Origin of the sequence: Streptomyces sp. NPDC001914 (genome assembly GCF_042891215.1) — a bacterium.
Taxonomy (GTDB): Bacteria; Actinomycetota; Actinomycetes; order Streptomycetales; family Streptomycetaceae; genus Streptomyces.
This window is the reverse complement of sequence record NZ_JBIASW010000031.1, coordinates 1-13,378: the sequence shown is the minus strand read 5'-3', so window position 1 is coordinate 13,378 and position 13,378 is coordinate 1. Positions and strand designations below refer to the sequence as shown.

The 13,378-nt window shown below is 68.2% G+C and carries 11 protein-coding genes and 2 pseudogenes; 3 read left to right on the top strand and 10 right to left on the bottom strand.

What is annotated here, in order from left to right; all coding sequences use genetic code 11:
• Positions 1–175: 175 nt before the first annotated feature.
• The 5 genes and pseudogenes from ACFYYF_RS40675 to ACFYYF_RS40655 form a co-directional block, all read right to left on the bottom strand.
• Positions 176–973 (bottom strand): VOC family protein, encoded by a 798-nt coding sequence (locus tag ACFYYF_RS40675; protein ID WP_388784360.1) that lies wholly within the window; start codon positions 971–973, stop codon positions 176–178.
• A gap of 97 nt (positions 974–1,070) precedes the next feature.
• On the bottom strand, positions 1,071–1,478 hold the full coding sequence (locus ACFYYF_RS40670) for a hypothetical protein (protein WP_388784466.1): 408 nt from the start codon (positions 1,476–1,478) through the stop codon (positions 1,071–1,073).
• 118 nt (positions 1,479–1,596) lie between these two features.
• Positions 1,597–1,839: pseudogene (locus tag ACFYYF_RS40665) on the bottom strand (ANTAR domain-containing protein); the annotation flags it as partial.
• A gap of 1,473 nt (positions 1,840–3,312) precedes the next feature.
• Positions 3,313–3,495: an STAS domain-containing protein gene (locus ACFYYF_RS40660; protein ID WP_388784357.1), complete on the bottom strand. Its 183-nt coding sequence runs from the start codon at positions 3,493–3,495 to the stop codon at positions 3,313–3,315.
• 606 nt (positions 3,496–4,101) lie between these two features.
• Positions 4,102–4,464: a chaplin gene (locus tag ACFYYF_RS40655; protein WP_388784355.1), complete on the bottom strand. Its 363-nt coding sequence runs from the start codon at positions 4,462–4,464 to the stop codon at positions 4,102–4,104.
• A gap of 1,276 nt (positions 4,465–5,740) precedes the next feature.
• On the opposite strand from ACFYYF_RS40655, the gene ACFYYF_RS40650 reads away from it, so the two are divergent.
• From ACFYYF_RS40650 to ACFYYF_RS40640, 3 genes are all read left to right on the top strand, one after another.
• Entirely contained in the window at positions 5,741–5,926 is a 186-nt protein-coding gene (locus ACFYYF_RS40650; RefSeq protein WP_388784352.1) for an RICIN domain-containing protein, read from the top strand.
• A 588-nt stretch (positions 5,927–6,514) separates the two neighbouring features.
• Complete coding sequence (locus tag ACFYYF_RS40645; RefSeq protein ID WP_388784349.1) at positions 6,515–6,928, top strand: hypothetical protein; 414 nt, start codon at positions 6,515–6,517, stop codon at positions 6,926–6,928.
• Positions 6,929–6,998: 70 nt separating this feature from the next.
• Positions 6,999–8,039, top strand: coding sequence for a DUF4331 family protein (locus tag ACFYYF_RS40640; protein WP_388784346.1), 1,041 nt, complete (start codon positions 6,999–7,001; stop codon positions 8,037–8,039).
• 396 nt (positions 8,040–8,435) lie between these two features.
• On the opposite strand, the gene ACFYYF_RS40635 is transcribed toward ACFYYF_RS40640, so the two are convergent.
• From ACFYYF_RS40635 to ACFYYF_RS40615, 5 genes and pseudogenes are all read right to left on the bottom strand, one after another.
• Complete coding sequence (locus ACFYYF_RS40635; RefSeq protein ID WP_388784343.1) at positions 8,436–8,858, bottom strand: DUF1622 domain-containing protein; 423 nt, start codon at positions 8,856–8,858, stop codon at positions 8,436–8,438.
• Positions 8,859–9,194: 336 nt separating this feature from the next.
• The gene (locus tag ACFYYF_RS40630) at positions 9,195–9,830 is read right to left on the bottom strand and encodes a hypothetical protein (protein WP_388784340.1); all 636 of its coding nucleotides are present in this window, start codon (positions 9,828–9,830) and stop codon (positions 9,195–9,197) included.
• A complete protein-coding gene (locus ACFYYF_RS40625; RefSeq protein WP_388784338.1) occupies positions 9,827–10,189 on the bottom strand; it encodes a transposase in 363 nt (120 codons plus the stop codon). Before ACFYYF_RS40625 ends, ACFYYF_RS40630 begins: the two co-directional genes overlap by 4 nt.
• The gene (locus ACFYYF_RS40620; protein ID WP_388784463.1) at positions 10,071–10,637 is read right to left on the bottom strand and encodes a hypothetical protein; all 567 of its coding nucleotides are present in this window, start codon (positions 10,635–10,637) and stop codon (positions 10,071–10,073) included. Before ACFYYF_RS40620 ends, ACFYYF_RS40625 begins: the two co-directional genes overlap by 119 nt.
• Before the next feature lie 795 nt (positions 10,638–11,432).
• Positions 11,433–12,343 (bottom strand): annotated as a pseudogene (locus tag ACFYYF_RS40615) (SDR family oxidoreductase).
• Between the last annotated feature and the right edge of the window lie 1,035 nt (positions 12,344–13,378).

Sequence of the window (13,378 nt, the reverse complement as noted above, 5' to 3'; positions counted from 1 at the left end):
GGTCCGCAGCCCCGCGGTCGTGGCGGCCTCGGTCTTCGGGTCCGTGAGTGCGGGCAGCAACGACATGCACCGGAGTCTCCTCGCTGCTCTGGGCCGCCGTACTCGTCCTCATGATCGTCCGACCGGGCTCCTCGACCGGAGGCTGACCGTGCGCCTCCCGCTGGGTCATATCCGGTCAGGCCGGCTGCTCCGCGCTGGTCGCGGTGATCACCGCGAAGGCGCCGCCCTGCGGGTCGGAGAGGACGGCCATCCGGCCAACCGCCATGTCGAAGGCCGGGGTGAGGACGGTGGCGCCGGCGCGGACGGCGGCGGCCTGGGCCTCGTCGACGTCGTCCACCTGGAAGTACGTCTGCCACCGCGGCGTTACGCCCGACGGGAGCTGGGCCAGGTCCGTCATCCCGCCGACCGCGCGCCCGTCCACCTGGAACTCGATGACGCCCTCGACGCCGGGGATCTCGGAGCGCGGCGTAGTGACCGGCAGGATGGATGAGTAGAACGCGGACGCGACCTGGGGGTCGGCGGTGAGTAGCTCGTTCCAGCTGAGCGCGCCGTGCTCGTTGACGATGCCCGCGCCGTCGAAGGTGCCGGGCTGCCACAGCCCGACGGCGGCCCCGGTGGGGTCGGTGATCACAGCCATCCGGCCGAGGTCCATGACGTCCGTCGGGCCCATCATGACCGTGCCGCCCGCGTCGGTGGCGGACTTGACGGTGGCGTCGATGTTGTCGGTGGACAGGTAGGTGGTCCACGCCGTCGGGGGCAGGGGGTCGGGGACCGTGCCGTCCGGGTTCATCGCCTTCATGATCCCGGCGACCGGCCTGCCTTTGAGGGTGCAGACGGCGTACCCGCCGGTCTCGGGCGGGCCGACCTCGCCCTGCCAGCCGAACAGGTCGCAGTAGAAGTCGAGAGCTGCCCGCTGGTCGGGGACCATCAGGTCGATCCAGCAGGGGGTACCGGGCTTGTAGGGGCTGTTCACGTCAGGCACAAAAGTCTCCGGGTGGTGCTCGGGGGAAGGACAGGCCGTCCCTCCCCGGTCCCCGCTGGCGGAAATCGGGCCGTTTGGGTGACGGTCCTCACCATGGTCCCGTCGCCTCCAGAGCGGCCAGCTGCGTCGGAGTGAACCCCGCCAGCAGCTGCTCGTGGTGCGAGGAGATCATCCCGATTACCTGTCCGGTGGGGCTAGTGACGGGGAGGCTGTGCGCGGCCCGGCCACCGGCATGCAGGATCGCCTCACGGGAGGCCTCGTCGAAGATGTCGGATGACTCGACGTCCTTGACGTGGTGGCCCGACTGCGCCGCCTGGGCGCACAGAGTGGTGGAGTCACGGACGAAGGCGAAGAAGTCGGTGAACCGGCGGTTCGATCCCGTGTTCTTCTCCAGGCGCAGCATTCCCTGCTCGGTGAGCCGCACGTTGCCCATCTCCGTCTCGGTGATGTACAGGACCCGCCGCAAGCCTCGGTCCAGGACCATCCCATGCGTCACGTCGTTCCCCTCCCCCGCGGCTACCGGGCCCGGCAGGCCGGGAGCGGCCCGCCGCGTACGGCGGGGGAACCAGCGCGCGGCGCCGGCGGAGGCACCCGGCACCCGGCACCACGGCGTCAGCGAGGGTGTGCAGTTTGAGGTTGGAACGCTGCGAAGACTCCCGCAGGAGCTCGAACGCCGCGCCGGGCGAGTCCAGCCGGTAGCGGGAGACGAGGACTTGCTGCGCCGCTTCAACTCCCGCCCGGGCCAGCCGCCGGTTGCGCTCCTCGAGAACCACGGCCGTACGGACAACTGCACGGTCTTCGGGCCCCGCAGCGTGGGCGGCAGCATGCGGAGGGGGTATAGGGGTGGCGTCGCTCATAGCGAGCAGCCTTTCCTGGCAGCTCAGACCACAGTGAGGCCGCAGGCCGATAGCCTGCGGCGCCGTGCCGTCTCGGCCGGGTACTGCGTTGGCACGGACAGTGCGCGGGAAATCAACGCTCTTGAGACTGCGTACTGACCGAGGGCCCGAAGCCCGCAAGGGGATCCACTTCGGGCCCTCACCCATATGCGGTGCCCCCGCCTGGCTGCAGCTGTCACGCAGCCGGAAACTGATAATGCGGCGGCCCGGCGCCGACTCACCCTCCGATACCGAGTCGCCTCACCCCCTCCCGTCCAACAGCCGCCCCTGCTGCTACACGCGACCCAGAGATCTGGGATGCCTGGCCTGGCTGAGTAAGAGGGAACAGGAACGGCAAGCAGGCGAGGACCTCCTCGAGCGGACCCCGCAGCGCAAGGCGGGCTTGATCGCTGTCGTACGGCGACGGAGATCCTGCGGGCAGGGCCTGCCCGGCACAGCCTGGCATGATCGATACGTCCTTAATCGTCATGTAGTAAGCAACGAGACACAGCCCGAAGTCCGTGTCAGCCGAACGGGTGCGCGTACCGGGCCCGGAGGTGGCCGGGACCCGGCGCATTTGCCCGCAATCGCGGCGTCCGAAGCTCCGCGGCCGTTGTGGCCGCCTCGGACTTCGTGAGGCCTCGCCTCCCGGGCTGCAACCAGAGCGCGTCACCACACGGTCGCTCTGCCGGGGTGACTGACAGGCTGGCGTCATCACCACTACGGCAGGGGGCCGGACGGTCGCTCCCGGCAACGAGTCGACCGCCCGGCTTCTGCTGGCGCTGACCACAGCGGCAGAGAGCCGCCCTCGCAAGGAAGCGAGAAGCGACGTGACGCCTGATCGTCCCGCTCACTACTTCTGTCCCGGTGGCGACGCGCCGGCCGCCGTTAGAAGCCTCACTCGCATGCAGGCAGGAAGAGGAAGCGTGCCGTATCACTTCCTGTTCCAGCTCGTTGAGCGGGTCAGCATGCGGGATATCAACGCTCTTGAGACCGCGCGCCACGAGGGTCCGAAGCCCAGAACGGGGATCCACTTCGGACCCTCACTCACACGCCACATCCGCCTGGCGGGCAGGTTACAGAGACGGCACCAGTGCGGCGGCCCGAAGCCGACTCACCCCTCGCGGCCGGGTCGCCCCCACCTTCCCCGGATACAGCCCCGCCGGTGCTGCGACCATGTAGATCCCTCGAGGTCACTGTGCAGGTGATCGGGTCCAGGAACGGCAGGCAGGGAGAGCGCATCGTCCTGGAGACCACGCAGCGCGCGCCGGGCTGGATCACTGCCGTACGCCGACGGAAAGACCCTGCGTAAGGTTCGTGGCGATCATGGCGGTTCTGGACTTCTCGCTGCGTCATGCTGTGGGCAACGAGACGCGTCCTGCATTGCATACGCGCCGAACAGGTGCCACACCGACACGTGCGGATGCGAGCGTGCGGCCGGCGGTGGATTCTCCGTCAGAGAACAAGCGCCTGGTCGACCGTCGGGTAGCAGGCGATGATGCTGTCGAGGCCTACGGGCTGAACGACCCGGGCAACCGCAGCCCTCAGGCCCTCCAGACGGATCCACCCGCCGGCCAATGTCACGCGCTTCTGGGCGGAGATCAAGACGTTGAGGGCGCTGGAGTCCAAGAAGGTCACCGCCTCAAGTCCACAACCACCTGCGGCGGATCGTCGACAGCACCGACGAGTGCCTCGTGCAGATCGCCCGCGTTCAGGGCGTCGATCTGCCGCTCAGCGTGAGAACCCGCGCCCCTTCGGCACTGATCTGTTTGATCGTCAGCCTACCCGGCTGCCCGCAGACGCCATGTCTGCGCGGTGTCCTTCAATGCTCTCGCGTTCAGGTCCGCCGTCGTTACAACAAGCCATTGGTGGACCGGAAACGAAAACAAAACGACGGGCCTCTGTCCGAGCCGAGGCGTGGACTGGCCGCTCGATCGCCATGCCCTGTAGCGAGCAGGATCGTTCCTCAAGACGTCGCGCACGGTGCCGCAGCTCCGACGCGCGATGCTGAGAGCTCAGCACCTTCCGGGTTCCGCACTCTCAGCCTAAGGCCGGCCCTTTCGCAACGCTTCTAGGTCGGCCTCGGCGCCACCCGAACATGGCAGTCCGCATACTCCGAAGTGGACCTGCTCCCTCAGGAGCCGACGCCTGCGGAAAGCCACCGAGCCGCTCAACTGGGCGGACGCGCAGAGCCGGCCCGGGCGAGACTTTCAGGTTCGGCCGGGCCGGAATGCGGATCAGGCTCTACCGGCCCTGGCGGTAGTCCGCGTAGCCGTGAGCCCCGCCCTTACCGTCGCTGTGGCCCCGGCCGTAGCCGCCTTCGTGGCCACCCTTGCCGTTGTCGTAGCCACCACGATCGTGCCGGTAGCCACCGTTGATGCACGTGTTGCCGAAGGTCGGGTTCAAGGCACCGAACAGGTTGAGCGAGTTCCCACACACGTTGATGGGCACACTGATCGGAATCTGGACGACGTTGCCGGACAGAACACCCGGCGATCCGTGAGCGACTCCCTGCGCACCGGCGTCGGCACTGGCCACGCCAGCACCGGAGCACACCACAGCAGTCGCCGCCGCGATCAAGACTGCAAGCCTTCTAAGCTTGGACATGATGAGAGCTCCCGACGTCTTGGTGCCGCCGCCCGGATGGGACAGCTGCCCTCCACCGTGCAGCCCCCGCTTTCCCGGCCTCCTCAACGCGCCCGTAGCTCCCAGCCCGCAACGCCCGTCTGGCCCATCAACTACCCGCAAACAGCGCCCTGAGTGGTGGGGCGGCGCCGCCGCGCTGACGGTTGAGCGTGTTACCGCTGTGAACCTCCGAGCCGATGACACGTCAGTTGACACGGCCGCGACGAAAGGACTCAACAATACGCTCTGCTCGGCTTCTCGCGGCCATGACCACCGCAACGGCCGCTCTCGCCATCGCCGCACCCGGCGCCTACGCCGGTGACTGGGACCAAGACGACTCCTCTTACAGCAGCGAGCACCACGACGGCAACGGGCGCCATGTACGAGGAGCCGCACGGCGGGATGCACACCGGCGGCGGTCTGGCCACGTCCACCGGCGGGGTGGTGGCAGGAAGCGCAGCCCTGTTGGTAGGCGGCTTTGGAGCTGGCGCCTACATGCTGTACCGCCGCGGCAAGAGACCACCCCAACCGCCTGACCTGCTGCACGCGGCACTAGCTGATGCGGACGCTCCACTCGGGGACGCGGCCATACCGGACGGGCAGTCAATCGAGAGTAAGAGGACGGGGTACGGCCCATGCCACACGGATGGCCGCAGTACGGAGCTGGCTCCTACCCCGCAAATGCAGCCATCCGGAGATGCGGCCCTGTCCACAGCTGCTGACCGGACGGCGTGTGCCGGGCGATCCCCTCCGAGCCGATGCCCCAGCATGTCAGGCGGTGCCGGCACCGGCGCGCACGGCCCAGGCACCAGCCTCAAGCAGGTGCCGCCCGGCGTCGGCTCGACCAGCCGGTTCTTCCTCGCACAAGTCGGAAGCCGGCGAGCAGAAAAGATGCGGCTCGCCCTGGACACGGCCGGTGAGCGGCTGCCCTCTCAGGGCTCCGCCGGATGTGGCGACAGTTCCCTCGCCAGAGGCGTGGCCTCCTGAAGGCCGAGTGAGACGGTACCCGTTGGCGTGACTCCTCCTCTGGCTGCGTCTTCTTTCGGCCATGATTTCGCCCCGTTGTTTCGCAAACGACAGGCAGGGCTACTCACGTTGTGCGGCCGTGGGGACCGCAACGCAAGCCCGGTGAACCCCGGGTTCGCCGGGCCGAGTTGGAGTCGGCGCGGCGCGGGCCGGTCCGCCCGCGCCGACCTCCCAGGGGGCGGGCACCGGCCACGCGCCGCAACGCCTCGCAGACTGCTCTCCACATGCTGGTGTGCCGTGTGCCAGCGCCGTCGACCGCCTGTGGACGCTGATCGACAACGGCGACGGCTGGCTGAACATCGTGAACGTCCGCTCGGGCAAGCTTCTCGCCGTCGACGGGATACGCAGCGCGGACGCCACTGAGGTTACCCAGTGGGAGGACAACGGCACCGCCCACCACCTGTGGCGGTTCCTGTAGAACCCTGTCTCGTCAGGAGAGCAGCCGTGTCCGTCCCTTCCCTGCCCAGGGTCGCGCTAGTGCTGGCGCTGATTCCGCTGTTACTCGCGGCGGGCCAAAGCCGGGCGACCCCTGCGCCACAGGGGACGGCCGCGATCACCGTCCGGACGCGACCGGCGAGGGTATAGCGCAGTCCCTTCCTCCCCCCCAATCGCGGTCAGGCACTCACGGTCCCTTGCGCGCTGCCGATGCCCGGGTAGGGACGTATCACCACCGTCTTGCCTCCACTTGCTCGACATCCGCCCTCACACGGTCCGCCACACCGCGTCGTCGAGCTGGCCTCCGAACTGCCTGTGGTCGTGGTCAGCCGCCTTCCCAGCATCCGGCGCGCGAATATTGCGGCAAAACGCGCGCAATTCCCGGGTCGCAGCACCCTGGCATACAGGGGGGCGAACCGTGTTGTCTGAGCGGCCGAAAGGCTGACGCGTCCACTCCTTCGGCAGCGTCACCGCGCCCGGACGAAAGCGTGGCCGCACGATGGGGAGCGGTCCGAGACCTGCGGCATTCGGGTGCCGGACGGGACCTCCGCCCGAAAGACGAGGAGAGCAAGTGGACACCTTAGAGACCGTGTCCGCGGGCAAGGGGGAACCGGTTCCCCAGCAGCTGCGGGTCCTGTTCAACCGCCCGGACGACGTCAAGGTCCAGAAGCTGCCGTGCGCGCTGCCCGACGAGGACTCCTTGGCTGAGCACTTCGCTGCGGGCTCGCGAACCGTTCCACACACGCACCACAACGGGCAGCACCTGGTCATCATGGACAGCGTGGGCGTCGTCGCAGACGACACAGGCGTTCACGTGGTCCGGGCCTGGGACCTACTGAGCAGCCCACCCGGAGGCTGGCACTGGCACGGCGCAGCCCCCGACAGCGCCACGACCCACGTCACCGTGGAGCAGCCGGGCGACTTCGACCTGGCCGTGGAACGCCGGGACCGGGACACCGCCTACGCCCCCGAGCACGGCACCTGACCACAGGACGGCGCGGCTGCAGTCCGCACCTCCCACGCGTTGGCCCAGACCAAGATCCAGGAGAATTCTGATGTCGCATCACCTTGACTCACCCGAAGCACGGTCCGACCCGCGCCTGAACATCGCCGATCTGTACGTCTTTCCGGGAGAGACCGGGACGGTCTTCGCGATCAACGTATGCCCATCCCTGGCAGGGAAGGAGGCACCCCATGGCTTTCATCCGCAGGGACGCTACGAATTCCACGTCGACGGCGATGGCGACCTGATTGCCGAACTGGCCTACCGCATCACTTTCAGCCAGGTGGACGCGCACGGCACGCAGTCGGTGGAGGTGCAGTCTCTGACCGGAGCACAGGCCGGGGACTCCGCCGCCGACGGCCCGGTGATCCTTACGGGCCGGACCGCAAGCGCAGCGTCAGGTGAGGGCGGGGTGCGGCTGTGGGCAGGACCGGCCCACGACCCCTTCTACCTCGACGGGACGGTGCTCGGCGCCGTCGGCAACGCCTTCGCCCAAGGGACCAAGGTCGACCTGTCCGGCTGGAACCCGGCCCAGGCCAAGAACGAGCCGTTCAGCGCCGACGAGGTCTATTCCCTGGTCTTGGAGGTCCCCGACGAGCAGTTGCTCGCGGTTGCCGCCGACGGCCGCATCCGGGTCTGGGCGCTTGCGAGCCTGGCAACCGACGCCGGCGGCTGGCACCCGGTCAACCGGGTCGGCGTGCCCATGATCCAGCCAATCTTCGCTCAGCACGACGACGACCTTGCCGGACAGTTGAACAGCGGTGCGCCCGCCGACGACCTCGAACGGTTCGGCGAACGGATCGCTGAATCCGCCGCCGCCGTCGTCGCGGCCTACGGCACCGTCCAGGACCCCAAGGCGTACGGCTGGTCTGTCGCTGAACGGATCTTCCCCAACGCACTGCCGTACACCCTGGGTACATCCGCGGTCTTCGGATTCACCGATTGGAACGGTCGTTCGCTGACGGACAACGCCTGCGACGTCATGTTCTCCCTGGCCACCAACACAGCGTTCACCTCGGGGCTGACCAAGGACTCCGTACCCCACCCGCCGACGGACACGTTCCCCTACGTTTCTCCGGTCTCGGCAAGCTGAAATGGCCACCCGCCGCCCACCTCACACCAAGCGGGGCGGCGGACGATGGTCATCGTCTTTCAGACGCCCGACAATGTGTGCTCTAGAGGTCTAGTCGAGAGGGCCTTCCGGGGCGGCGAGCGGGCCGCGGTCGAGCAGGCTGCTGACGCTTGCTGACGACTGCGTCCGTCATGCCGAGTGCCGACCCGATGAGCTTTCTGATCATTACGATGCAAGCGGCCATAGCTACGCCCATGTAGGTCGGCGCGGCCGAGAGATGAAGAATGCCCGCAGCAGTCAGCAGGTCCAGAAGCACGAAAGAGGCGAGGCGCCCGTCGCGGCTGACGACTCCTACGACAACGGCTGCCACGGCCGCAGCAAGGGCCACCGCAAGAGCTGCGCCCTGCAGAACGGCGTTCAAGTGCCGGGACCCGCTTCCTGGGTGGACTGCGGCTCGTCCATGCTTCGGGCCTCGGCAATCTCCCTGGTCAGGAAGTAATTGAGGACCGTTCGCAGCGCGGCGATCGCAGCGAGCTGGCCAATGTCATAGAAGGTGGGCGAAACGGCTGATCTGAGCAGATCCGCCGCGAGCTGGAATTCCAGGCCGAGGATGAGGTGCCGTCCCAGGCTGACCCTGACGGAGATGAAATCCGGAGCCTTGTCGACCCGGGCGATCAGCAACAGGTAACGCACGAAAGCCAGAGCGGCACCGATACAGATAATGGTCGCGCCGCACGCCTCAACGACGCTGACAGCGACTTTCAGGACGTTTTCCAGCAAGGGCACGCTCCAAGTCACCCAGCCCACCCAATGCAGCCCGCCAACAAGGGTTGTTTTCATCGTTCGACGCGGACGGTTGATGCCGTACGCAAGAGGCGTCAGCGAAGCCCGCGCCCCGGCAGGAATGCCTGACGCCCACGCCTGCTCTGCAGAAGACGCACAACAAACAGAGGCGTGGCCCTCCCCCATCGAATCAGAAGCATCCACAGCTGTGTGCTCGACAGAAGTCCGACCCGCTTGCTGCCGCCTGAATGGGCTGACGCGACATCACGTCAGCCTTCAGGTTTCCGTGGGTGGCCCTTTAAATCACACCGGGCCGTGCCGACCCCTGCAGGCCGCGTCGTTGACACCATGCGCGTCGGCCGTCGCCCGCTCGCCCGCGGCCGACGCGCTGCCTTACACGTGCTGCTCTGGAGCCGTGAAGGGGCCGGTCGCGGGTGCTACGCACATGTCCACGACGGTCTTTTCACCGGCCGCCGAGCCGGACAGGCCAAGCCGTCCGCCCTGGTCGCGCAGATCCAGGAAGAATCGCGTAGCCGTACCGGACTGCTTGAGGCCGTGGATACGCTCGCCCACATAACCGAGGCCGTTCAGGATCGCCCTGACCTTGGCGGGAGTGGGATCCTCCACATCCCACAGCGCCTGCGTGATGCGCTCTTCATGGAGGCTGCCCGCGCACCAGTCGCGAGCATTCAGCTCCACCTCCGGCCCCGCCGTGGGGGCGGCCGGCTCGATCGCATCATCCGGCGGTGTCTGCCCCGACGGCAACACCCTCGTCGGACCGGTCGGAGGTGCCTCGGGCGCAGCGCTCGACGGGCACTGCTGCGCGACCTCGCTCAGCGTCGTGGCGAAGGCGGCGCCGGAGCTGACCCCGACGGTGTCAGCGGAGCTGCCCTGCGGTCCGCCGGCGTCTGTCTTCTCGGTGCCGCAGGCAGGGAGGGTCAGCGCGGTGAGGGCCGCCATAGCGAGCAGGGGGCACAGGCCGTGCGGGGAGCGGGTGAACGTGCTGGTCAGGGCCGGGTTTCGTCTCATGGGCACAGTCTCCGGGCCTGCCCGCCGCCGCCACGTGAGTACAAGTACTCATGGGGGCAGGGGTACTTGCTCAACTTCGCGTGAGGCGTGAGCACACGGCGCCCTCGGCCCAGCTCGCGCTCCGCCCAGGAGCACAGCGTCGCCTTGTGCACGCCCAGCGAACGGGCGATGTCCGCAACCGGCCTCTCCGGCGAGGAGAGCACCAGCTCGACCGCGTCCTTCTTGAACTCTTCGCGGTCGCTACCGGGTAGATGGCCCGGATCCGCTGCTGCCCGGTAGTCGCAACCGACGCCGCGCCTGCGAGCGATGCCACTCCTCGGCGTCCAAGCGTGCCTCGTCGGGCGGCGCCTGAAGGACAAGGTGATACAAGTTTTCGTAGTACGCCTGCCACCGCTCAGGGTCACGGAACCCGAGCTGACGACGCTTTCGGCGCTCGGCCATCGCCATCGGCTCTACGACCTTCCACGTCTCGATGACCGAGCCTCCGAGGTACCCCGACACCGGCGCGAGCGGCACAACGCCGTGCGCCACCAACGCGCCAATGTTGTCGTAGAACCAACATAGATCCAGGACGAGCTGCCGATGCTTCTCGGGCACCGCACTCAGCCCTTCCGAGAGGTCCCGGCTGGCCAGCTCGTTCACGACGATGTGCCGCGCACGAGCAAGTTCAGCGCCGCGGTGCTCCTGGAAAAGATCCACAACCGCAGGCAGAGTGTTTGCATGCCTGGCCAGTCTGAGCTGGCGAAGCGACGCGATGACGGTGGCCATCAATGCAGTGATCGACACGGCAAGTGCTGCAACATCCACGGAATCCCCCAAAGCCGTATGAAGCACTGTAGGTCCACACACGGTCCCCCGGCCCGGAAACCGAACGCTCTCCTCATCCCCCCGCAGGCCAGGCTGCCAGTTGGCCGGCGAGCAGGACTGTGCGCTCGCCGATAGCCAGCGACGCCTGCGGAGTGAGCGGTACGGACTCCGACCATCGGTCGCGGGAACAGCGCCAGCCATCCTCCGGGCAGGTGGTGACGCCCCACCCGCCGCCTGCTACGTAGAGGGCACCCGACCGAGCCAGCACGGCCTGGTACACGCGGCCTTGGAAGTCGAGTTGTAGGAGCCGCTGTCGGCCAGGGTGTCCCCCAAGACCGCCCAGGGTGTGTCCGCCCGCACCCTGGGCGGTCTGGGGCCCTGGCTGGCGAACACCCAGCGCTCCGTCCGGGCCGGGCATAAGCTGGCCAGGGCCCCCTGCAACCCGCCACCCAGCAGGGTGGCTTGCTCGCCCGTCAGGCGCAGGACAACTGTCTCGGCGAGCACGAGAATGTCGCCCCCGGGCGAGAGCGAGGACCAGATCGAAGCTCTCGGGTGGCGGGGTGGAGGTGCTGCCGTTGCCGCGGCCGAGGCCTCCGCCGGGGATGTTGCCCGGCAGGAGGTTGTCGCGCCGCCAGACTTCGAGCTGCTTGTACCAGGCGGCTGCAGCGAACCTCGGCTGAGCTTGGCCGCAGCCGTATGACTTCACCGCGGCCGGCAAACCGACAAGGCGTGCTACCGCGGCCCGTCCCGCGCTGAAGAGGTTTGTAGAGCAGCAGGGTGGAGTCGGCAGACACATCAGCACTGCGGCGGAGTAATGGTGGGCGTGGGAGGCAACGGCTGGCGGGCCTCCCAGTCCGCGCGGCCACCCGCTCCCAGAACACCCGTCGAACTCGCCAGTTCCGCCGCGGAAAGAGCCTGGAGGGAGCGGCGGGAAATGCGGGAGACGATCAACGGCAGTACCGGGCGCAGCGGCTGGACGAGGCGTAGCCATGGGGGTGCGAAATGCTGGTCACGCGGTGACTGATGCCGCGCGTGAGCCAGTCGGCGACCTGGTCGGGGCTGTGGACGCGTCGTCCCGGGCCGGGCTGGTGGGTGCGCAGGGCGCGCAGCACCGGATGGTCGTCGAGGGCGCCGATCATGTCGGTGCCAGTCCAGTGGAGGTAGGCGATCCCCACGTCGACGCCTTCGGGACGGAGTTCGGTGCGCAGTGCCTGAGCGAAGGACTCCACTCCCGCTTTGGAGGCGCAGTAGGCACTCATCAGGGGTGCTGAGGCGAAAGCGGCGGTCGAGGCGACCTGCAGGTAGTAGCCGCTCGTTTCCACGAGGTGTGACAGAAAGGCGCGGGCGGTATTCGCGCTGCCGATGAGGTTGACGTCGATGACACGGTTGAACAGGGCTGGATCGCTGGCGGTGAAGGGGCCCGCGGCCGCGATGCCCGCGTTCGCCACGACCACCGACGCCGGACCCAAGCGGGCCTGGACGCTGCGGGCGGCTCCGCTGAGTGCGGCCTCGTCGGTGACATCCACCTCGATGCAGCACGTCTGGGTCGGCAGGCTGCCAGCAACCTGACGCAACGATTCCAGCTCGCGCCCCAGCAGTGCCACCCGCAGGCCCGCGCGCGCGAGCCGACGGGCCGTCGCCTCCCCCACCCCGCGTGCGGCACCCGTGACGACCGCTACCCGGCTGTCCGACCGGCGCTGCACCATCACTGCCTCCCTGGGCCACGATCCCGGTCTTGTCCTCGGCCAGTCGACCACGCCGCCAGCTCCCGCACCCGCCACGCGCATCCCAGCGGGTGGCACTCCGGCGCGCGCACCGAGGGCGGTCGCTTGGGCGGCGTTGCGGCTGGCCGCAGAGGCCAGTCGGCGAGTGGACATCACAGTCGCACGAGCCGGCTCCAGCACACGAGCAGCTCCCGGATCCCGGCGCGCGGTTCTGAGAGCGCGGGGGGCGCCCGAGGGGGTGGGTACGGGGATGCCGCTCAGCTCCGGTGGTGCTCGCGCCATGCACTGCACAACGCGCGGAATTCTTCCTGGCGCTCGGCCAGAAGGTCCTGGGTGCGCTGCAGGTGGCAGTCGAGCACCGGCACGCCGTCCTGGAACGACCGGAAGCCGATCTTCTCCCATACACGGCCCAGCTTCGCGGACGCCTCTCGGTGCTCGGCCCGCGACAGCTCGCAGTCGTCCGCGGAACCCGGCTCGCAGACCGTCGCGACGCACCGCGCATCCCAGCGTCGCCGCTCCGCGGCCTGCCTGCCGGTCGTCGCTGACCATCAGGGTGTCCTCGGGCGCGACACCAAGCGCAAGCGCGAAACCGGCGATCGCGAAGAGCAGCGGATCCGGGATCGGTATCACTGCGACAGCTGCGAGGCCGCCCTCTCAGGAGTTCTACGACCCGGTGCGCTTCTTCACCGAGAGCTGAAGGCGGTCGTGCGGATGCTGGCCGAAGCGTGCAGGACGGAGTCCATACTACGGATCTCCGCCTGGTGACCGCTCGGCCAAGGCGGCAACAACGCTTCGATCAGCGCCCACAAGTCGTCGTCCACGATCCACGACCGAGCACTCACGGCATCACAAACAGCCGAATCGTCAGACTGGTCCCGCCCGACCAGCGAACCCCAACAAGATCGTGTTACGACTCTTAGGTCCAATGCCGTTGCTTTTGTCGTAGGCGTAGGCTGGTTGGCAGTGGGTCCCGGGGGTGGTTGGGGTGGCTTCGAGCGCGTCGGACTTATCGGGTCT